Below are 21,538 nucleotides of genomic sequence, written 5' to 3'. Positions count from 1 at the left end.
TTCGCCGGGCGTTCCGCGCGGCGCCTCCCGGCTCAGTCGGCGATGCGGCGCGACAGCATCTTCAGGAAGATCTTGGAGATCTCCCGCGGGGTCTGCGCCACCTGGACGTCGCCGTTGGTGAGCGAGGCGATCTGCTCCAGCTCGTTGCGGTCGGTGCCCGAGCCGAAGCCGATCATGTTGACCTGGATCGGCTTGTTCGGGTCGACCATCGCCTTCAGCCGGGACAGGGTCTGCTGGAGCGTGGGCCCGTCGGTGTCGTCGTTCTTGCCGTCGGTCAGCAGCAGGATCGAGTTGCCGAACTCGGGCTTGTAGGTGTCGTTCATCATCTTGTACGCGGCCAGCACCGTGTCGTACAGGCCGGTGTCGCCGCGCGGCTGGATCCGCCCCAGGTTCGACAGCACCAGGTTGCGGCGGGTGCTGGACCCGACCCGCTCGCCGAGCGGGCCGAGCGACACGATCTCCCGCCAGTCCTGGGCGCCCTGCAGCTTGGTGGAGAACACCCACGTGCCGAGCTCGGTGTCGTCGGACATCATGCTGAGCCCGCCCTGCGACAGCTGCGCGACGGCCTGCAGCCGCGTGGTGTTGGCGCCGACCTTCTCGGCCATCGAGCCCGACACGTCGATGACGGTGAGGATGCGCAGGCCCAGCGTCAGCTTCGACCACGCCTGCATGACCCGCGCCACGTCCGCGTCCTTCGGCGAGGGCAGCTTGCGGGGACGCGCCGCGCTCATCCCGACCCGCTCGCCGAATCCGGCGGGCGCCTTGCCGTCCGGTGTGCGGAAGCCCAGCTCCTGCATCTCCTGCCGGGACTTCTCGCCGGTCAGCTCCCGTTCGAGCAGCCGCGCGGCCTTGCGCTCGGCGCCGTCGCCGGTGGTGACGGTGAACGGGTAGTCCAGCGACAGCGTGCCCTCGACCGGGTACAGCGCCACCGCGGGCTCGGCCGGGCCGGTCCGGTTGAACGCGTACAGCGCCTGCTCGGACGACAGCGAGATCGGCTGCCGGCCGGTGCGGCCCTTGCGGAACCGGGTGAACTGCCCCTGCACGGTCGGGACCATGCTCTCGCGCACCGTGCGGACGATCCCGGTGAAGATCGAGTCGCGGTTGGGGTCGTTGGTCAGCAGGGTGCTGGTCACCATCAGGGCGCCCATCCCGGCGCCGTTGCGCGCCGGGTCCGGCACCAGCAGCCGCACCGAGCCGGCCGGGATCACCTGGTTCTTGGTCACCGCGCCGCCGGGCGTGCCGCCCGCGGCGTTCAGCAGGTTGTCCCACGACGGGTTGGCCGTGATGCCCTGTCGGCGCAGCTTCGTCGCCAGCGTGCGCGGCATGCCCACCACGACCGGGCTGCTCGCCAGCGACGTCCCCGGCGTCGCCGGGACGGCGTTCTTGCCCTTGTCGGACGAGCGGACCAGCGACGTCCACAGCGAGGTGTCGGGAATCCACACGTCGGGACGCCGGTTGGAGGCCGTCGGCACCGCCTGGCCCGACAGCAGCGGAGCGACCGACGAGGGCTCGGCCTTGGCGACCCTGGCCTGCGCGCACTTGCCGTCCACCTTGTGCCGGGCGTCGTTGAAGCGCTGCGCGGCCTTCACCACGGCGGGCTGGATGTCGGCGGACACCGCCACGTCCAGCACCAGCTTGTTGTCGTCACCGCAACTGCCGCTGACCTCCGCGAACGCGTACACGCCCACGCCGAGCAGCAGTGCCAGCCCGACCGCCCCGGCCATCGGACCGATCAGCGCGCCCGCGCTGCGCCGCCTCCTGCGCCGCCTGCCGTCGTACTCGCCGCCGCCGTACCCGCCGGAGCCGCTTGGGCCGCCGGGGCCGCCGCTTCCGAAGCCGCCCGAACCGCCGCTTCCATAGCCGCCGGAGTCACCGGAGCCGGAACCGCCGCCCGGGTAGCCGCCCGGGCCGCCGTCCGAACCGCGGAGGGACTCGTACTGGCCGTACCCCGAGGTCGCGGCGGGAGGCTGCGCGCCGGTGGGTGCCGGATGCGGCTCCGACTCGGCGGGACCGTACATGTTGGAGGACGTCGCCGACCGCCCGAGCCCGTAACCGCCCGCGTCGGACGCGCCGCTGAAGCCGCCCGCGCCGAACACCGGCTCCTCACCGGACTGCCGCGGCGTGAACCAGTCGGGGGTCTCCGCACCGCTCGCGGGCTGCGGGCCGCTCGCGGCCGGAGGCTCGCCCGGAATCGGCGGGGGCGTCGCACCGCCCGCGGGGGCTCCCGGCGCCGCACCGGCGGCCGGGTCGCTGGGCGGCGCGCCCGGTCCGGGCTGCGGTGCCTGCTGCGGTGCCTGCTGCGGTGCCTGCTGCGGTGCTTGCTGCGGACGCGGAGCGAACCAGTCGGCGGAACCGTCGTTCGCCGGACCGAAGACCGGCCTGGACGGGTCGATCCCATCGTCACCCCGAGCCCCCTCGGGGAGATCATTGTGATGACGTCCGCTCACGGCTGTCCTCGTTTCACCAGAAACCCACCGATGTTCCCCGGCACTGTAGTAGTACGAACTAGAGGTTACAAAAGACTCAATATCGATACTTTCGCAGGTCATGAGCGTAGAGCCACGTGCGGGCGTCCCGCAGGCCGCGGTCACCATGCGCGTCCTGCCCGATACCGGACACCGGGCAACCCGATGGGCACTCAGGATCGTCACTAGTGCAGGGGCACTGTGAGCCGGGACGGTCATCGGGGGGATCGTTGGGCGAGTCGAGCATGCGGCGACCGGCATCGCCGTCGAACACCGTCGGTCGCGTGGGCGCCGTCGTCGTTTGGGCGGGCGTCGTCTGGGCGGGCGTCGCCGCGTGGGGTCTGTGGGCCGGGCTCCGGTTCGCCGGGGGCGACCGGCTGCCCGGCCTGGGCGCGCCGTCCGCCCCGCTGCTGGCCTTCACGCCGTACGCGGCGGCGGCCGCGCCGCTTCCGGTGCTGGTCGCGCTGGTGTTGCGCCGCTGGTGGGCGGCGGTCGCGGCGACCGCGATCGCGGCCGCCCTGACGGCGGCCGTGCTGCCGCGCGCCGTTGCCGGCGGCGGCCCCGCCGCCCGGGGCCCGGTCGTCCGGGTGCTGACCGCCAACCTGCTGTTGGGCCAGGCCGATCCCGCTCGGATCGTCGACCTCGTCCGCCGCTTCAACGTTGACGTGCTCAGCCTTCAGGAACTGACGCCCGAAGCACGCGACCGTCTGGAACGGGCCGGGCTGGCACGCCTGCTGCCTCGCAAAGTGGTGGACGCCCGCTGGGGCGCCGCGGGTTCCGGCATCTACTCGCGCCATCCGCTGCGGGCACTGCCGTCGCCTCCGGGCATGTCGATGGCGTCCCCGCAGGCCGAAATCACCCTCCCCGGGGGCCGCCGCGTCGCGGTCACCGCCGTGCATCCGGTTCCGCCCCTGTCTGCTGAGGAGTTCCGCCAGTGGCGCCGCGACCTCGCCGGACTGCCCGCCGCCGCAACCGCGGCGCATTCCGGCGGGACGGGCCCAGGCGTCGCCTCCACGCCGGTGCGGATTCTCGCGGGCGATTTCAACGCCACGCTCGACCACGCCACTCTGCGCAACCTCATCGAACGCGGCTATGCCGACGCCGCGGATCGGGCGGGCGCCGGGCTCGTCCCGACCTGGGGGCTTCGATCGGCGCGTCCGCCGCTGGCCATCGATCACGTGCTGGTGGACGAGCGGTGCGCCGTTCGCCGGGTCACCGTGCACGACCTGCCCGGCAGCGACCACCGGTCCCTTTACGCCGAGATCCGGCTTCCCTAGGCCTCGAACGTCCTTGCTGGACGGATTCCGACCGGTTGCTGAATGGGATCTGGATCCCCTCTGAATGCCGCGGATACCGGGGGCCGTGACCTGAACCGGCCACTCGAACGTGGCGGAATGGCCGTATCCGGCCAGCCGATCCGGTTTGGGCGCCGATGGCGCGGGAGCGGTGCTGACGGCGCCGTCGCGTGGAGGCGGCAGAATTGGGGCATGGCCCGGTTCGTCACGGTCTCCGATCCCGCCGACCCACGGCTGGCCGACTACGTGCGGCTGCGCGACGTCAACCTGCGCAAGAGCCTGGAGGCCGAGCACGGGCTGTTCGTCGCCGAGGGGGAGAAGGTCATCCGCCGGGCCGTGGGCACCGGGTACCCGGCGCGCTCGTTCCTGATGGCCCGGCGCTGGGTGGAACCGCTCGCCGACGTGCTGGAACGCACCGACGCGCCCGTGTACGTGGCGGACGACGCCACCGTCGAGGCCATCGCGGGCTTCCCCGTCCACCGCGGCGCCCTGGCCTCGATGCAACGGCTGCCCTTGCCCGCCGTGGAGGACCTGCTGGCCGGCGCCCGCCGCGTCCTGGTGCTGGAGGACCTGGTCGACCATGCCAACGTCGGGTCCATCTTCCGCTGCGCCGCCGCGCTCGGCGTGGACGCCGTGGTGCTGTCGCCGCGCTGCGCCGACCCGCTCTACCGGCGATCCGTCAAGGTGTCGATGGGGGCGGTGTTCGCCATCCCCTACGCCCGCATGACGTCCTGGCACGACGGCCTGTCGGTGCTTCGCGCGGCGGGCTTCACCCTGCTCGCGCTCACCCCCGACCAGTCGGCCGTCCCCCTCGACAAGGCGCTGGCCACCGGCCCGGAGCACCGGGCCGACCGTGTCGCGCTCATGCTCGGCTCGGAGGGCGACGGACTGTCGTCACGCTGGCTGGACGAGGCCGACCAGCCCGTCTGCATCCCCATGAGCGCCGCCGCCATGGACAACGGCGTCGACTCGCTCAACGTGGTCGCCGCCGCGGCCATCGCCTGCCACGCCCTCATGCGCTGAACGACGGCGGGCCGGCAGCCCGCGCCCCTGCGACGTCGTCACTTGCCGAAGACGCCGCGGCGGGGCCGGCGGTGGGCGCCCTTCGAACGCTTCGGCGCCGCGGACCCCTTGACGGCGGCCGCCGTGCCGGGGGCGGCACGGCGCCGTCCCAGCCGAAGCTGCGTCAGCAGCAGGGAGAACGCCGCCAGCAGCGCGGCCAGCCACGCCACCTGCGTGCTCGCCATCTGCTCGAACGTCAGGTCCTGCGCGACAGGCGCCTTGTTGTTGCGCAGCCTGCTCTCCGGGGTCGGCGTCAACTGCCCGGGTGCGACCGACGGGTTCGGCGGCGCGATCGACGGCAGCGACACCCCCGGGGTCGCGGGCGGCGTGAACGACGCGTTGGGCGACGGCGGCGTGTAGCTGGACCCGGACGAGCCGCTCCCGTTGCTCCCCCCGGAACTGGAACCGGACCCGGAGCTGTCGTTGTCGCTGTCGTCGTCGTCCTTCTCCTTGCCCTCCTTGCCATCGGAGGGCCCCTTCCCCTTACCCGGCGACAGAGTCGGCGACGTCGTAGGCGTAGGACTCGGCGACGGTGGCTTCGTCGTCGGCGGCTTCGGCATGAACTTGACCGACACGGTGTCGAACGCGGGGTCGGTCTCCTCTGAGACGACCAGGAGCCTCACCGTGACGGTCTGCTCGGCCTTGATGTCCGCAGGAACGCCGATCTTCGCCTCGATCTTCTTCGCGTTGTCCGCACCGACCTCGATGTCGCCCAGCTTGCAGTCGGTCCGGCACTCCGGTTCGGTGAATTTCGCGAGGTCGGCCGGTTTGGCGGTGAGGGACTTAAGCGTGACGTTCTCGATCGTCTCCCCCTCGGCGGAGACGATCGCCGTGATGACGATGGGCTCGCCGGGTTTCTCCTGCGTAGTCGGGGACGCGGTGACCGTCACGGTGAGTTTTGGGGCTGGGGCGTCGTCGGCGGCGAGGACCGGGGCGGTGCCCGCGGCGAGGATGGCCGCGGTGCCGAGCCCCAGGACGAGCGGACTACCTGCCGATCGGGAGAGCACCGCTCCCGCACCTCCGTCGGTTCGTCGTCGTTGACCGCCGTGACGCCGGGGCAGCGGTCACCCCGGGCGCGCATTCCGCATCATGCGAACACGGATCGACGATCCAAATCAACCCTGATGCCCGTGTTTTCATCGCTCCGTAGCACCTCGGCGCGGCGCAGGACGTCTCCTACTGGAACTCCCGTGCGGTCAGATGAGTTCCTCGCGCACGTCGAGGACCTCGTTGCGCGGCGCCCACGCCTGCCACACGCCGTGGTCGACGCGGTCCAGGCCGAGCCGTTCGGCGACCGGCGCGCGGCCGCCCGCGTACTCCACGCGCAGCCACGTCTCGTGCTCGCCGACCACGATGAACGGCTCGCCGCGCCACGTGCACACGGTGCGCACGTACCGCAGGTCCTCGATCTCCGAGGCGGGCACCACGCGCCGGTACCGGCCCGGCCGCAGCTCCTCGAAACCGTCGGTGGGGTCGGGCGTGTAGAGCCGGACGTCCCCGTCGGCGCCCGGCACCGCCTCGAACTCGCGGCCCAGCCAGCGGGCGACGTACCCGTCCCGGATCATCGAGGTGCCTCCGTCCGGTCACCGCCCCGGCCGTCCGGCCCGGCGCCGGGTCCGTCGTCCGGCGGGGTCTCGGGCCGCAGCCATGCCAACTGGTCCGGGTCGTACATGGCGACGAACCGCTCGGACCTGTCCATGCCCAGGTAGTACATCTCCGCGCCGTAGGGGAGACGCACGCTGTCGACCTTGTACTCGCGGATCGAGCCCGCGCTGCCCGGCGCGAACCCGCCGCCGTGGAACGGCGCCCGTTCGATGACCCAGCCGGAGTCACCCCAGGCGGCCAGTTCCTCCTCCGTCTGCCCGCCGAACGGGACGCGGTAGAGGTCGGGGCAGTAGGCGGGCCAGCGGATGACGTACACGCCGTCGTCCCCGGGCGTGAACGGCGACCCCTCGTACAGCAGGCCCAGCGCCTCGTACAGCTGCATCGGCGTCTGCAGTTCGGCGACGTCCACGGTGGGGTGCACGAAGCCGCCCACCCGGTCGTATCCCTGCTCCAGGTACCAGCCGACGTGGCCGTGCGGGACGACCTTCTGCATGATGACGGGCTGCGCGGTCCGTTCGGGGTCCGGTTCGGGCACCGACGGACGGGCCGCCTGCACGTAGGGCTGCGACCGCGGTTCGGGTTCCGGTTCGGCGACGGCCTCCGGCTGCTGCGGCTGCGGTGGCGCGTCGGGGGGCGAGGCGAAGGACTGCGGCGCCGTGTCGAGCGGGTCGGCGGCGGACGGCGCCGGGGGCTCGGGACGCGGCTGGACGAGCCCGACGCGCACGGCCCACTCGCTGAGCGACCGTACCTGGTCGCCGCTCAGCGAAGCGCCGATCCGGGTGCCCGGGTTGAGCAGCATGGCCCAGTCGTCACGCGGCCAGGCGGCGATGAGCTCGCGGAAGTCGGCGTACACGAACCGCGACTCCGGCAGCACCTCCCGCAGCCGCACCAGCGAGGTGAACACCTGCACGGCGGACGGCCCGTGCAGCGCCGCCTCCCAGCGGAAGTCCCGCTGTACGGGCGTGACCTCCAGCGGCGCGTCCTGCGGAATGGGCACCAGGACGTTGGCCGCCAGCAGCACGCGCAGGAACGCGTCGGAGTCGCCGCTCTGCACCGCCTCGTACAGCTCCTGGTCGATGCGGTTGCCCGGCTCGAACTCCGCTTCGTCGGCGGGGTGCCGCGGGCGGCGTTCGGGCGCCGGCTCGGGGCCGGGCGGCGCGGCGGCGGAAACCGGCTCGACGGGCCGCGGGCCCGGCTGGTGCGGCGGCTCCGGCGCGGGCGGCAGGCCCATCGGGGAGGTGACCGGCGCGGCCCCGGGCACCTGCGGAGGCTCCGCCGGACGCGGCACCGCGCCCTGCGCCGGATCGGCGGCGTGCGGCTCGGACACCAGCGGCTGCTCGGAGGCGAGCGGCGGTTCGGGGACGAGCGGCTGCTCAGGGCCGTGCGGCGGTTCGGGCCTGTGCGGCGGTTCGGGCGGGAGCGGCTGCTCCGCCGTGCGCGAGGGGTCGGCCGCGAGCGGCTGCTCAGGGGCGAGCGGCTGCTCGGGGGCGAGCGGCTGCTCCGGCGTGCGCGGGAGTTCCGCCGGACGCGCGGGTTCGAACGGCGACGGCTCGGCGGCACGCGGCGGTTCGGGCGTCGGCGAGGGCTCAGCCGCACGCGGCTGTTCCGGGGCGGGTGCGCCCTCCTCGGCGTGCGGCGGCTCGGGCGGGTGCGGAAGGTCGGCCGCGAGCGGCGGCTCGGCGGGGCGCGGCGGCTCGCCGAACGGAGGCTGTTCCTCCGCGCGCGGCAGCGGCGCGGGCTCCGCGGCCTGGCGAGTCTCGGCGGAGACGAGGTCGGCGAGGTCGCCGAGATCCGGGGTGGTGACCGTCGGGTCGCCCGCCAGCGGGGAGGCCGGGGCCGCAGGCGTCTCCGGCGGCGCGGGCGGCTGCGGCGGCGCCGCCGGAGTGGCGGGGGCCTCGGCCGGAGACGGTGCGGCGCCGGCCGAGCCCCTGAGGGCGCGGACCTGCTCGCCCGGCAGGCTGGCGTCGATGGGCGTGCCCGGGTTGAGCACGAGGGTCCACTCGGCGTCCGGCCACGCCGACACCATCTCCAGGAAGCTCGGCATCACGAAGCGCGACGAGCCGAGGGCCTCGTTCATCCACTTCAGCGAGGTGAAGACCTGCACGGACACGGTGCCGTGCACCCGTACCGGGCCCCACGGGAACTCGGGGTCGTCCGGCGTGATTCCCCACGGCGTGTCCGGCTCGGCGGGCACCAGCACCTGCGCGCCCAGCAGGATCTTGAAGAACGCGTCGGTGTCGCGCCGGGCCGCGGCCTCGAACAGCTTGCGCTCCACGTCGTTCTGCGGCTCGAAGTCCTCCGACTGGCGGCGGGCAGCGCGCTGGTCGGCCCACCGCGCCAGCCCGGGAAGCTGCTGGGCGACGACGGTGCCGCCCGCCGGGGAGCCCGAGTTGACCGCCAGCGCGTGGCCGTGGTCGGGCCAGTACCGCAGCAGCGCGGTGAACGGCAGCCGGATGAACTCCCGTCCGAACCCGAGCGCCTCGGTGGCCTCCATCAGCCGTTCGGGGGAGGTGAACACCGGGACGACCGGGGCGGCGTCGATCTCCCGCACCAGCCACGGGAAGCCGGGCCGCCCGGGACGCAGCGTGTAGTCGATGTCGTCCGGGACGGGCATCAGCAGTTCGGCGTCGGCCAGCGTCTGCAGGAACAGGTCGTGGTCGTTGCCGGCGGCGGCGCGCAGGAGCTCCCGCTCGACGTCGTTGGCGGGACGGAACTCGGGGCGGCGCTCCTGGGACGGCGGCAGGTCGCGGTGCTGGTCCTGCAGCTCCTCCCAGGGCGCGGACTCGGCGGCCGACTCGGCGGCGGCCGCGGCCTGCGGGTCGTCGACGATCGCGGGCACGTCCACGAGCGTGTCGTCGGGCGACGGCGGGCGCGCCGGAGCGCGGGCGACGAGCCGGTCGCCGGGGGCGGGCAGGTTCGCGGGGGGCTCCGCCTCGCCCGGCGAGGGCTGCTCCGCCGTCGCGGCGGGGACCTCCCCGGCGACCGGGTCGCGCGGCGCGGGCGGCGGGGCGTCGGCCGGTCCCGGCGCGGGCGGGACGTTCGGGATCGGCGCGGGCGGCTCCACCGGATGGGCGGCCGCCGGTTCGGCTATCGGCGCGGCGGGCGGCGCGGGCGGGCCCTGCGGGACGTCCGGTACCGCGGGCGTGGGCGCCATGGGGGGTGCCGCCGGGGCGTCCCCGAGCGGTGCGGCGGGTGTCGCGGGACGGTCCGCGTACCCGTGCGGAGCCGCCCCCTCGGGCTCGGCACCCGGTTCGGGGCGCGGTTCGGCGGGCAGCGCGTGCGCGCCGGTCGCCTCGGCCGGCGGAACGTCCACGGGCGGGACGTCCACGGCCGGGACGTCCACGGGCGGCACGCCCACCGTGGAGGAAGGGACGCGGCGTCCGGCCATCGGGGGCCGCGGGTCACCCTCGGCGATCTGCCGGATGAACCAGGCGGGCAGCCGGCCCTCGATCGGCAGCGCCACGTCCAGCGCGTCGCGCGCGGGCGCGTCGACCGCCAGCCACCAGCGCGGGTGCGGCCAGTTCTGTGCCAGGTCGGCGAACGTCAACCGCAGGAAGTGCTGGTAGGCCGGGCCGAGGCAGGCGCGCATCGCGGCGGGCGAGGTGTAGGCCAGCACGTGGGTGCGGCCCTCCTCCTCCTGGGTCGGCCACGTCGGCTGCGCCTGGTTGGCGAGCACGTCGTCGATGAGGTCGGGGGGCACGGGGATCACCAGCTCGCTGTCGGCGAGCAGGCGGAAGTACCCCTCGTGGTCCCCGGCCCGCACCGTCTCGTGCAGTCGGCGCTCCAGTTCCGACGTGGGTCGCCACGCGTCGGCCACGGTCGCCTCCCCCTGTTTCATGCCGCGCTGTCCCTGCTGTATCCGGCGCCGTCACGGGTCCGGGTACGGACCTGCCTACGCTACATGGGCGAACAGGGCGAAAGCGCATCATCGTCCGCGGTTCAGGACACGGCACCGATGACGCTCAGCGCCTTCACCAGACGGTCGACGTGTTCGTCGGTCGTCCCGAGGCCCAGGCTGGCGCGCACCGCCGAGGCCGGGGCGGAGGCGTCCGCGCAGCCGCCGTCGCCGGCCGCGCGCGGGGTGTCGGGCCGGTCGTCCGGCCGGTCGGCCAGCAGGTGCCGTACGAATGGATGAGCGCAGAACTTCCCGTCCCGGACGCCGATGCCGTACTCACCGGACAGCCTAAGCGCCACGTCGCGCGCGTTCCAGCCGTCGACGGTGAAGGACACGATTCCCACCCTCGGGTGACGCTCCCCCCACAGGTTCAGCTCCCGCACCGCGGGAACGCGGGCGAGCCCCCGGCGCAGCCGGGCCAGCAGCCGCTCCTCCTCGGCGACGAGCGCGTCCCACCCGGCGGCGGCCAGCGTCTCGCACGCGGCGGCCAGCGCGACCACGCCCAGCACGTTCGGGGTGCCCGCCTCGTGACGCTGCTGCGGGTCGGCGGCCCAACGGGTGCGCTCGCCCACGGACGCGGTGGCGCCCCCGCCCTTGAGGTACGGCTCGGCGGCGCGCAGCCAGTCGGACCGTCCCGCCAGCACGCCCGCCCCGAACGGCGCGTACAGCTTGTGCCCGGAGAACGCGACGTAGTCCAGGCCGAGCGCGGACATGTCCAGCGGCCGGTGCGGGACGAGCTGGGCGGCGTCCACGGCGATGCGGGCGCCGCGCCGCCGCGCCACCTCCGCCAGCTCGGCGACCGGCCACAGCTCGCCGGTGACGTTGGACGCCGCCGTGACGACCAGCAGCCGCGGGCCCTGCGGCGCGGCGGCCAGCGCCCGGTCGGCCGCGGCGATCGCCTCGGCCGGGGTCGCGGGCGCGGGCAGCCGCACCGCCCGCCGCCACGGCAGCAGCGTGGCGTGGTGCTCGGTCTCGAACACCACGACGGTGGTGCGGGGCGGCAGCGCGTGCGCCAGCAGGTTCATCGCGTCGGTGGTGTTGCGGGTGAACACGACCGACGCCCGGTCCCAGGCGCCGATGAAGGACCGCACGGTCTCCCGCGCGCGCTCGTAGGCGTCCGTGGTGACCTGGGAGGCGTACCCGGCGCCGCGATGCACGCTGCTGTAGTACGGCAGCGCCCGTGTGACGGCGTCGTGCACCGCCTCAAGACACGGCGCGCTGGCGGCGTAGTCGAAGTTGGCGTACGGGACGTGGCGCCCGTCCTCCAGCGGCACCGGCGCGTCCGCACCGACGATCCGCGGAAGTCGAGTCGGCGTAGACGCGGTTTGCTGCGTCCAAGAGGAGAGAGGGAAGGGGCGGGTGAACGTCGTGACAGCGGACATACGCGTGACCTCCTGCGGGATCCAGGGATCCCGGGAGGCGTCCGCGGGATCCGCGCTTGCCGGACGCGGTGTGCGACGTCCGGCCGGGTCCTCACCCGGGGCACCCCATCGCGGACGAAGGGTTGCCGGCCAGCAAGCCGGGGCTTGGCGCTGGCGCTCATGACCTTGTGCGGAAGTATAGGCGGATGTCGACGGTGATCGAAGGGGAGGGTGCGATGCGGTACGGGACGGCCGGGAGGCTGGCCCAGGCGCTGGCGCTGCTCGGTGCGGCCGGGACGCTGACGGGCTGCGGGCTGTCCGGCGGCAATACCGGCCAGGTCTGCGCCGACACCAAGAAGGCGTTCCAGCAGTACGTCTCCCAGGTGCGAACCGTGTCGGCGAACGACCCGGCGCAGTGGAAGCAGGCCACCGACCGGTTCGCCGGACGCGTCGACGTCCTGGCCCGCCAGGCCGAGGACGAGAAGCTGAAGAACGCGCTCAGGACGGAGGCGACCCGCCTGCGCGGCGCCGCCGCGGGCGTGGGCACCGGTGACGCGGCACAGCTCAACGCCGTGATGACCGACGCCCCCGACCGCATCGGGGCAGCCTGCGACTGAACACGGGGCTCGAGAACGGCGGAGGGGCCCGGCGAGATGCTCGCCGGGCCCCTCTCGTGTTCACGTCTCGCCGGTGTCGGCCGCGCCGCGCCGCGCCGGGTGGACGTCGGCTGTGGCAGCGGCCGCGTGCCGGGGGCGTGCCGGCCGGGTGCTAACCCTCCGGGCGGGGCGGGATATCGCCGCCTCCGCCGTCGCCCCCGCCGCCGTCGCCTCCGCCGTCACCGCCACCGGTGCCGCCGTCGCCTCCGCCGTCGCCTCCGTCGCCGGTACCGCCGCCGGGCGGCGGCACCGGGTCCCTCGGAATGTCCGACGGCGGCCTGCTGGACGGCCGGCCCGGACGTTCCGGCACGGACGGCCGCAGCCCCGGCCCACGCGTCGTCGGAACGTCGTTCTGCCGCCCGTCCGGCTCGCCCACGTAGGAGCCGGGGGAGACCGACGGTGATCCGAACTCCTTGGGCGTGTAGCCCTTGGCGTTCACCGCGCGGCTGACATAGGAGTGCCAGATCTGCGCGGGCAACTGGCCGCCGTACACGCCGTACCCGGGGATGACCAGCGGCTTGCCGTCGCTGCGGAACATCGCCACCGACGTCGCCAGCTGCGGGATGAACCCGTTGAACCAGATCGCCCGGCCCGCGTCGGTGGTGCCGGTCTTGCCCGCCACGTCACGGCCGTCGGGCAGCTGGGCGTTGCGGCCGGTGCCCGCCTCGACCACGCGCCGCATCGCGTACGTGGCGTCCCGCGCGACCTGCTCGTCGAACACCCGCTTGCCCTTCTCGGAGAAGCGGGTGGTCTTTCCGGTGTTGTCGGTGACCGACTTCACCACGTACGGGGTGTGGTGCACGCCCTCGGAGGCGAACGTCGCGTACACCCCCGCCTGCTGCACCGGATGCACGGAGATCGTGCCCAGCGGGAACGTCGGGTACTTGTTGGCGCCGTTGGCCGTCAGCTGCGACTTGGGGATGCCCATCTTCTCGGCCATCTTGGTGACCTTGTCCAGGCCGACCTTCTGCCCCAGGTTGACGTAGGCGGTGTTGACCGAGTTCTGCGTGGACGTGACCAGGTTGATCGTGCCGTAGCTGCGGTTGCCGTCGTTGTGGATCGGCGAGCCGTTGTAGTACTGCGGCGAGCTGCCGTCCACGTAGGTGTTCAGGCTCATGCCGCTGTCGAGCGCGGCGGCCAGCACGATCGGCTTGAACCCGGACCCGGCCTGCGCCCAGTCGCTGAACGCGCTGCTGAGGGCCTCCTCCAGGTAGCCGCGTCCGCCGTAGAACGCCAGCACCTGCCCGGTCTCGGGGTCGACCGAGACCAGCCCGGTGCGGATCTGCGTGCTCATCCGCTTCGGGAGGTTGCCGCGCACCGCCTGCTGCGCGGCGTCCATCAGCTCCTTGTCGAACGTCGTGGTGATCTTCAGGCCGCTGCGGTTGATCTCGTCCTCGGTGTAGCCGCGCCGCTCGGTCAGCTCGCGCTTGGCGATGTTGACCATGTAGCCCTTCTGGCCGCCGAGGATGTTGGTGACCTTCTGCTTGACCGGCTGCGGGAACGTCATGCGCGCCGCGTCCGCCGAGGTCACGGCGCCGTCGCGGACCATGTTGTTCACCACGGCGCGCCAGCGGCTCTCGGCGTAGGCGCGCGTGGAGCCCGACGGGTCGGCGAAGTTGCTGGGCTGCTGGATCGCCGCCGCCAGGTAGGCGCCCTCGGCCGGGGTGAGCTGCCCCACGTCCTTGCCGTAGTACGCCCGCGCCGCGGCCTGCACGCCGTAGGCGTCGCGGCCGAAGTAGATGGTGTTGAGGTACTGCTCCAGGATCCAGTCCTTGGACTTCTCCCGGCCCACCTTCAACGAGACCATGATCTCTTTGAGCTTGCGGGTGATCGAGCGTTCCTTGCCGATGCCGCCGTAGTAGTTGCGGACCATCTGCTGGGTGATGGTGGACCCGCCCTGCAGCTGCTCGCCGGAGACCGTGGACCAGAAGGCGCGCAGCGTACCCGGCACCGACACCCCGGGGTCGTCGTAGAAGCTGCGGTTCTCGGCGGCGATCACCGCGTCGCGCACGCCCCGCGGGATGGTGTCGAGCCGGACCGCGTCCCGGTTCACGCCGGTCTTGGCGATCTGGGTCTTGCCGTCGGAATACAGGAACGTCGGCCCCTGCGCGACCGCCTCCTCCTGAGGGGACGGCACCGGCGTCAGCAGGTACGCCACACCGAACGCGGCCACGGCCAGCCCGACGAGGCCCAGCACCACGAAGAGCACCCGCCGCCCGATGCGCGCCGCCTTGCCGCGCTGCTTCTTGTGCTTCTTCTTCGCGTCCATACCCCCCTTCCGCGCCTTCTTCGTCGTGTCCGCCGGAGGCTTCGCCGCCGCGACCTCCTGCTGCGCGGCGGCCGTCTTGTCCGCCCCAGCATCCCCGACGTCCTCGGACGCGGTCTCGTTCTTGTCCTTAGCGTCGCCGGAACCAGACGTGGCGTTGGTGTGAGCGGACGCCCCGGCTTCGCCGTCCGCGCCCGTCGCGGTGGACGGTGCCGCGGGCTCGGGCGGGTCGATGACGGTGAGGTCGGGTGTCGTCGCGGCGGCTCCCGCGCTCTGCTTCGCGTTCCCGGCGTCGCTCGCGTCCGCTGCGGAGGCCGCTGCGGTGTCCGCTGCTGTCTCCGCGCCCGCACCGCTCTTCCCGGCCACGCGTTCGTCGGCGTTCGCGGTGGCGCCCGCGTCCGCGTCGTTGCCCGCGTCCGCGTCGTTGCCCGCGTCGGCGGCGGTGTCCGCGTCCGTACCGGCGCTGGTGTCCGTGACGGTGGACGGAGCCGCGGGCGCGGGCGGGTCGATGACCGTGAGGTCGGGTGTCGTCGCGGCCGCACCCGCGCTCTGCTCGGTGTTGCTCGCGTCGCCGGCGTCCGAGCCGTCGCCCGCGTCCGCCGTGGTGCCCGCGGCCATGTCGGTGCTCGCGTCCGCGGCGCCGCTGGTGTCCTTGGCGGTGCCGGTGTCCGCGTCATCGCTCAGGTCCACGGTGGTGCCCGCGTCGGCGGCGTCGAGCTCGGACACGGTGTCGTCTTCGTCCGTCGGGGCGCCGGGGGTGGACGCGGGGTCGCCTGCGTCATCGGTGGCGGGGACGGGTTGGGGCGTGGCCGTGTCCGTCGTGCCGTCGGCCTGCGCGTCGGGTGAGGCGTCCTCCGACACGGCAGGGGGCTCGACGGGAGCGGTGTCCGTGGACGGCTCGGCCGGGTCGGCCGGGTCGGCGGGGGAGGTGCCGTCGCGCGCGTCCTCGTCGTCGGCGAGAGACAGCGTCTGCGTGGCGGCCGGGTCCCCGGCCTCGGCGATGTCGGCGGTGTCGGCGGTGTCGGCGGCCGGCGCGTCGTCGGCCGGCGCCTTGCCTTCGTCGCGTGTGTCCCGCTCGGCCGCGGCCTGGGGCGTTTCGCCGTCCGCGGGAACGGCCTTGTCGGCCGTGAGGTCGTCGTCGAGGTCGCCCTCGCTCGGCCCGGCGGGCTCGGTGCCCCCAGGGCTCCTGTCGGTGTCGCTCACAAGCCCCCCGTGATGATTTCGTTACAGACGATACCGGAGGGGAGTGATGGATTACGGCCGGTCACTGTGCACTCCCGTTGGCTTTCTCACTACAGGGACGATCAAGCGGCGCGGAGGGTTGTCCGGTGCCGCCTGACGTGGTTCTTGACACATTTCACCGGCGACGACAAAGCAACGGCGGGGCGCCCTCCAGGGTGCCCCGCCGTTCGCGCGTTTCCGCGTCGTGCGGCTTGCCGCGCTATGCCGTCGCGCGCCGTTTCACCAGAGGGTCACTTGGGGACCGTGCCGAGGATGTCGACGACGAACACCGTGGTGTCGTCGCCCTTGATCCCGGCCTGCGGGTTGCCCTCCTTGCCGTACCCCTGGTCCGGCGGAAGGATCAGCATGACGCGGCTGCCGACCTTCTGGCCCTGCAGCCCCTTGAAGAAGCCCTTCATGCCCTCGGTGGTGTTGAGCGGGAACATGGCGGGCGAGCCCTTGCTCCAGCTGTTGTCGAACTCCTTGCCGTCCCGCCAGATCACGCCCTTGTAGTTGACGAACGCGGTGTCGTCCTTGGTGGTCTTCGGGCCGGTCCCCTCGATGAGGGTCTTGACCTGCATGTCCTTGGGCGGGTCGGCCTTGGGCACGGTGAGCTTGGGTCCCTTGCCCGCCTCCATGGCGCCGACGGACGGCAGGTCCTTGTCGTCCAGCGGCTTCGCGGTGCCCTTGGCCTCGGCGTTCTTCGGGTAGACGGCGAGGACGTCCACCACGAAGACCACCGCGTCGTTCTCGCCGAGCCCCATCTGCGGGCCGGCCTGGCCGAAGCCCTCCTTCGGCGGGACCTGCAGCACCACGCGGCTGCCCGCGGTCTGCCCGACCAGGCCCTTGTCCAGGCCCTTGACCTCGGTCTTGCCGATCGGCATCGGCACGACCTGCTGGCCGGCGGGCAGCTTGTAGGACGACTGCAGCTCCTTGCTGGTGCTCTCGTCGGCCTTGTCGCCGGTGCCCTTGGCCCACTGGTAGAAGACGAACTTGACCAGCGCGGTGTCGCCGTTGGCGATCTTGGTGCCGGTGCCCTTGATCTTCTGGCTCACCTTCAGCTCGTTCTCGGGGACGAGCTTCTTGGGGATGGTGACCTTGGGCGACTGCCCGAACGCGCCGGTGACCTCGATCTGCGGACCGGGGCGGGTGACGTACCACGTCGTGGCGCCCGCGATGGCCAGCACCGCCACCAGCGTTCCCGCGATGCCCAGGCGGCGGCGCTTGCGGGCCTGCGCGGCGGTCAGCGCGGACGGACGCGGGCCCCGGCCACGCCCGCTGCTGATGCCGTGCGGGGTGAACTCCGGGCTGCGGATGTTCTTGGCGTTCGGCAGCTTGGCCTTGACCGCCGGTTCCCCCCGGGGCTTGTCATCCTCAGACATGTTTCCTCACTCGCTCCGGGCTCGACGACACCACGAGTCGACCACCTTTCCAGCTCCGGCCTAAGGGCGGCGTGAAAAGCCGGGAAAGGAGGCCGGGTCGCAATCTACCGGCCGCTTCGTGATGCCGGGCCGGTCACGTGCGGGATCCTGCGCACCTGCCGCCTGGGTGGCCCTTCGTCTCGGTACGCCAGGCATCCTAGTGCCGCGCCGTCTCGGGACCGGCCGACGTTCGGCCGGGCCGCCTCCTTTTCATCGGAAGGCGTTCAGCGGCGGACGACCGGGGCCTGCCGGTCGATCTCCCATCCCAGCGCGAGGACCATGTCGTCGAACGCCTCGACGCCGTACCGGGCGCGCAGCGCGGGGTACACGTTCTTGCGCGCGGCCTGGCGCAGCAGGTCGCTGAGGGCGGTGTGGTGGACGGGGCGTCCGGACGACAGGTCGTCGTAGGAGGTCCGCGCGACCCGCAGCAGCTCGGGATGCGGGGCGGACTCGCTCATGATCATGCGGACGGCGTCGGTGAGCTCCATGCCCCCGGAGTGTAGGGAACGCCATGGGCGCCCCCCGGCCGTTCTGGCGCCCCGGGCAGGATTCGAACCCGCGACCAACTGCTTAGAAGGCAGCCGCTCTGTCCAACTGAGCTACCGGGGCCTGCTGCTACGGAGGTGAGGGTACTACTGAGCCTGACCTGCGTGCGACAGGCATTTCCCCGCATCGGGCAAGGTCCGGGCGGTGCCGGGCCGCCCGGACCGCCGTTTTCCACGGCCGCCGCGGCCCTCGGCGAGCGGACCGCCTTCCCGCGCGGCCGGAATGGGCCACGGGGCCGGCGCTCCGGACCGCCCCCGGCGTCGTTTCCCGGCCGGCGGAGCCGATTCGGCGAGGGGACGCGGCGTCGCGGTGATCATGGCGGCGGCGCGGGACTGATCGGTTGGACGATTCGTTGATCGGCTGATCCGAACCGGCGGAGCGCCTAAGGTCTTGCTCCGTGGCTGTGAACGTGGAGATGCCGCTCTCCGGCGGGGACGTCACGGAGGGCGTCGTCCGGGTGGGGGACACGGTGCGCCGGCCCATGGGCCCGCACACCCCGGCGGTGCACGGGCTGCTGCGGCATCTGGAGAGCGTGGGATTCGACGGGGCGCCGCGCGTGCTGGGCGTCGACGACCGGGGCCGGGAGATCCTGACGTGGATGCGGGGTGAGACGCCGCGCCGTCCGCTGCCCCGGTACGCGGCCACCCGGGAGGCGCTGGCGGGGGTCGCGCGGCTGCTGCGGCGCTACCACGACGCCGTCGCCTCCTACGAGCCGCCGCCCGGGGCGCCCTGGGACGACCGGGCCGTCTCCGGCCTGGACGACGAACCCGAGATCATCGGGCACTGCGACGTGACGCCGGAGAACGTGGTGTTCCGCGCGGGCGAGCCCGTCGCGCTCATCGACTTCGACCTGGCGCGTCCGACGAGCCGGCTGTACGACGTGGTGACCGCGCTGCGGCACTGGGCGCCGATCGCCGATCCCGCCGACCGGGACGCGCGGCTGTACGGCGCGGACGTGGGCGCCCGGCTGCGGCTGTTCTGCGACGCCTACGGCTTGGACCGTGACAGCAGGCGGCGGCTGCTGCCCGCCGCGCGGCTGCGGTTCGAACGCTCGTACGAGGCGATGCGCTTCCGGGCCGAGCACCTGGGCGGCGGCTGGGCTCGCATGTGGCGGGGCGGCGCCGGGCCGCGCATCCGCCGCGCGCAGGACTGGCTGGAACGCAACTGGGACGACCTCGACGCGCACCTCTGCTAGGGGCATGCCGTAGAGATGTCTCCATGACATCGAAGTGGGTGGGCCGGGGTTCGCCTGAGGGACTGCTGCTGGGCGTCGCGCTCGACGCGCTGCTGGGCGATCCGCGGCGGGGGCATCCGGTGGCGGCGTTCGGCCGTGCGGCGTCGGCGTTGGAGCGGCGCGTCTACGCCGATTCGCGTGCGCGTGGCGTCGTGTTCAGCGCGGTTCTGGTGTGCGGCGCGGCGGGGCTCGGCGTCGTGGCCGAGAAGGCGGCGCGGGGCCGTGCGGCCCGCGCCGCGGTGACGGCGGTGGCGACGTGGGCGGTGCTGGGCGGCACGTCGCTGGGACGGGAGGGCCGCCGGATGGCGCACCTCCTGGAGAACGGCGACCTGGACGCGGCACGGCGGCGGCTGCCGCACCTGTGTGCGCGCGACCCCGACGGGATGGACGAGAAGGCGCTGGCGCGCGCCACGGTCGAGTCGGTGGCGGAGAACACCTCGGACGCGGCCGTCGCGCCGCTGCTGTGGGGCGCCGTCGCGGGCGTGCCCGGTCTGCTGGCCTACCGTGCGATCAACACGCTGGACGCGATGGTCGGCTACCGCGACCCGCGCTACCTGCGCTTCGGGTGGGCGTCGGCGCGGCTGGACGACGCGGCCAACTGGGCGCCCGCGCGGCTCACCGGCCTGCTCGCCGTCGCGTGCGCCGCGCCGGGCGGCCGGGCGGGACGGGCGTGGCGGGCGCTGCGCCGTGACGGGGCGGCGCATCCGAGCCCCAACGCGGGACGGTGCGAGGCGGCGTTCGCCGGGGCGTTGGGCGTGCGGCTCGGCGGTGTCAACGTGTACGGGGGACGGGTCGAGGAGCGTCCCGAACTGGGCGACGGGCGCGTCCCCGAGACGGGCGACATCCGCCGGGCCGTGCGCCTTTCGACGGCCGTCACCCTGGCGGCTGCCGCTGTGGCGGCCGTGGGAGCGGCGGCGCTGGGGGCGGCTGTGGCCGCGAGCGGGAGGAGAGGCTGATGGGCGGCGGGACGCTGCTGGTGGCGGGCACGACGTCGGACGCGGGCAAGAGCCTGGTCACCACGGGGCTGTGCCGCTGGCTGGCCCGGCGCGGGGTGAAGGTCGCGCCGTTCAAGGCCCAGAACATGTCGCTGAACTCGATGGTGACGGCGGACGGCGCGGAGATCGGCCGGGCGCAGTACGCGCAGGCGCAGGCCGCGGGCGTCGAACCGCGGGCGGTGATGAACCCGGTGCTGCTCAAGCCGGGCAGCGACCGGCGCAGCCAGGTGGTGGTGCTGGGCCGTCCCGTCGCGGAGGTGGACGCGCTGGAGTACCGGGCGCACAAGGAGCGGCTGCGCGAGGTGGTGCTCGACAGCCTGGCCGAGCTGCGCGCCGCGCACGACGTGGTGGTCTGCGAGGGGGCGGGCAGCCCCGCGGAGATCAACCTGCGCGCCGGGGACATCGTCAACATGGGCCTGGCCAGGGCCGCCGGCATGCCGGTGATCGTCGTGGGGGACATCGACCGGGGCGGGGTGTTCGCGTCCCTCTACGGGACGGTGGCGCTGCTGGAACCCGCCGACCAGGCGCTGATCGCCGGATTCGTCGTCAACAAGTTCCGCGGGGCGGTCGAGCTGCTGGAGCCCGGGCTGGCGCGGCTGGCGGAGCTGACCGGGCGGCCCACGCTGGGCGTGCTGCCCTGGCGTCCGGGCCTGCACATCGATCCCGAGGACGGTCTCGCGCTGGACGCGCCCCGTCCCGACGCGCGCGGCCCGTACGGACGGCAGACGCTGCGCGTGGCCGTGGCGCGCTTCCCGCGCATCTCCAACTTCACCGACCTGGACGCGCTGGCCTGCGAACCGGGCGTGGTGGTGCGGTACGCGACGAGCCCCGGCGACCTGGCCGACGCCGACCTGGTGGTGCTGCCCGGGTCCCGCGCGACCGTTTCGGACCTGGCGTGGCTGCGCGAGCGCGGTATGGCGGACGAGATCGTCCGGCGGGCGCGGGAGGGACGGCCGGTGCTCGGCGTCTGCGGCGGCCACCAGATGCTCGCCCGCGAGATCCACGACGAGGTAGAGTCGGGCGCCGGACGCGTCGACGGCCTCGGCCTGCTGCCGGCGCGCGTGGTGTTCGCCCCCGCCAAGACGCTCGCCCGTCCCACCGGCACCGCCTACGGGCATCCGGTGCGCGCCTACGAGATCCACCACGGGCAGGTGGAGGTGCAGGGCGGCGAACCGTTCCTGGACGGCTGCCGCGTGGGCGCGGTGTGGGGGACGACCTGGCACGGCGCGATGGAGAACGACGGTTTCCGGCGGGCGTTCCTGGCCGACGTCGCCCGGCACGCGGGCCGCGACTTCACCCCCGCGCCCGACGTGTCGTTCGCCGCGCAGCGCGAGGCCATGTTCGAGGCGGTGGGCGACCTGGTGGAGGAGCATCTCGACACCGACGCGGTGTGGCGGCTCATCGAGGGCGGCGCCCCGCCCGGCCTGCCCGTCCTGCGCGGCGGCCTGACCGGGGGCGGCTAGCCGCCGGCCACCCGGCGGGGTCAACGGACCCTCCACGGCCGGTCAGGAGTTTC

General features: G+C 73.7%; 14 protein-coding genes, 1 tRNA gene and 1 riboswitch. Of the genes, 6 read left to right on the top strand and 9 right to left on the bottom strand.

The genetic code is table 11. The features are described from left to right. Positions 1–32: 32 nt before the first annotated feature. Complete coding sequence (locus tag ABD811_RS24710) at positions 33–2,447, bottom strand: substrate-binding domain-containing protein (protein ID WP_344952222.1); 2,415 nt, start codon at positions 2,445–2,447, stop codon at positions 33–35. Between the two features lie 302 nt (positions 2,448–2,749). Here ABD811_RS24710 and ABD811_RS24705 point away from each other — a divergent pair, with 302 nt between their 5' ends. After that, positions 2,750–3,742 carry an endonuclease/exonuclease/phosphatase family protein gene (locus ABD811_RS24705; protein ID WP_344952218.1) on the top strand — a complete coding sequence of 331 codons (993 nt, stop codon included), beginning with the start codon at positions 2,750–2,752 and terminating at the stop codon, positions 3,740–3,742. 210 nt (positions 3,743–3,952) lie between these two features. After that, entirely contained in the window at positions 3,953–4,783 is an 831-nt protein-coding gene (locus ABD811_RS24700; protein ID WP_344952215.1) for a TrmH family RNA methyltransferase, read from the top strand. Positions 4,784–4,821: 38 nt separating this feature from the next. On the opposite strand, the gene ABD811_RS24695 is transcribed toward ABD811_RS24700, so the two are convergent. The 4 genes from ABD811_RS24695 to ABD811_RS24680 form a co-directional block, all read right to left on the bottom strand. Continuing rightward, entirely contained in the window at positions 4,822–5,829 is a 1,008-nt protein-coding gene (locus ABD811_RS24695; protein ID WP_344952212.1) for a hypothetical protein, read from the bottom strand. Positions 5,830–6,018: 189 nt separating this feature from the next. After that, entirely contained in the window at positions 6,019–6,387 is a 369-nt protein-coding gene (locus ABD811_RS24690; RefSeq protein WP_344952209.1) for a hypothetical protein, read from the bottom strand. Beyond that, positions 6,384–10,265, bottom strand: a complete 3,882-nt coding sequence (locus ABD811_RS24685; protein ID WP_344952207.1) for an SseB family protein — start codon at positions 10,263–10,265, stop codon at positions 6,384–6,386. The genes ABD811_RS24690 and ABD811_RS24685 overlap by 4 nt, the downstream gene beginning before the upstream one ends. Positions 10,266–10,366: 101 nt before the next feature. Then, positions 10,367–11,704 carry an aminotransferase class V-fold PLP-dependent enzyme gene (locus ABD811_RS24680; RefSeq protein ID WP_344952206.1) on the bottom strand — a complete coding sequence of 446 codons (1,338 nt, stop codon included), beginning with the start codon at positions 11,702–11,704 and terminating at the stop codon, positions 10,367–10,369. Positions 11,705–11,751: 47 nt separating this feature from the next. Next, a riboswitch (SAM riboswitch) is annotated at positions 11,752–11,869 on the bottom strand. A gap of 20 nt (positions 11,870–11,889) precedes the next feature. On the opposite strand from ABD811_RS24680, the gene ABD811_RS24675 reads away from it, so the two are divergent. Then, positions 11,890–12,300 carry a hypothetical protein gene (locus ABD811_RS24675; protein ID WP_344952204.1) on the top strand — a complete coding sequence of 137 codons (411 nt, stop codon included), beginning with the start codon at positions 11,890–11,892 and terminating at the stop codon, positions 12,298–12,300. A gap of 151 nt (positions 12,301–12,451) precedes the next feature. Here ABD811_RS24675 and ABD811_RS24670 read toward each other — a convergent pair whose 3' ends face one another. The 4 genes from ABD811_RS24670 to ABD811_RS24655 all read right to left on the bottom strand — a co-directional run bounded on the left by ABD811_RS24670 (position 12,452) and on the right by ABD811_RS24655 (position 17,856). Next, a complete protein-coding gene (locus tag ABD811_RS24670; RefSeq protein ID WP_344952201.1) occupies positions 12,452–15,808 on the bottom strand; it encodes a transglycosylase domain-containing protein in 3,357 nt (1,118 codons plus the stop codon). A 269-nt stretch (positions 15,809–16,077) separates the two neighbouring features. After that, positions 16,078–17,208, bottom strand: a complete 1,131-nt coding sequence (locus tag ABD811_RS24665) for an FKBP-type peptidyl-prolyl cis-trans isomerase (RefSeq protein ID WP_344952198.1) — start codon at positions 17,206–17,208, stop codon at positions 16,078–16,080. Between the two features lie 263 nt (positions 17,209–17,471). Then, on the bottom strand, positions 17,472–17,735 hold the full coding sequence (locus tag ABD811_RS24660; protein WP_344952195.1) for a hypothetical protein: 264 nt from the start codon (positions 17,733–17,735) through the stop codon (positions 17,472–17,474). Positions 17,736–17,779: 44 nt separating this feature from the next. Then, positions 17,780–17,856, bottom strand: a tRNA-Arg gene (locus ABD811_RS24655). A gap of 334 nt (positions 17,857–18,190) precedes the next feature. On the opposite strand from ABD811_RS24655, the gene ABD811_RS24650 reads away from it, so the two are divergent. From ABD811_RS24650 to ABD811_RS24640, 3 genes are read left to right on the top strand one after another with little or no spacing between them, the layout of a single operon-like run. Beyond that, positions 18,191–18,988: a phosphotransferase gene (locus tag ABD811_RS24650; protein ID WP_344952192.1), complete on the top strand. Its 798-nt coding sequence runs from the start codon at positions 18,191–18,193 to the stop codon at positions 18,986–18,988. A 23-nt stretch (positions 18,989–19,011) separates the two neighbouring features. Then, a complete protein-coding gene (locus ABD811_RS24645; RefSeq protein WP_344952190.1) occupies positions 19,012–19,983 on the top strand; it encodes a cobalamin biosynthesis protein in 972 nt (323 codons plus the stop codon). Continuing rightward, a complete protein-coding gene (locus ABD811_RS24640; RefSeq protein WP_344952187.1) occupies positions 19,983–21,485 on the top strand; it encodes a cobyric acid synthase in 1,503 nt (500 codons plus the stop codon). The genes ABD811_RS24645 and ABD811_RS24640 overlap by 1 nt, the downstream gene beginning before the upstream one ends. Positions 21,486–21,538 lie beyond the last annotated feature (53 nt).

Source organism: Actinomadura miaoliensis, assembly GCF_039536785.1.
Taxonomy (GTDB): domain Bacteria; phylum Actinomycetota; class Actinomycetes; order Streptosporangiales; family Streptosporangiaceae; genus Spirillospora; species Spirillospora miaoliensis.
Note: the sequence above shows the minus strand (reverse complement) of the source record. Positions and strands in the feature narration are given on the sequence as shown.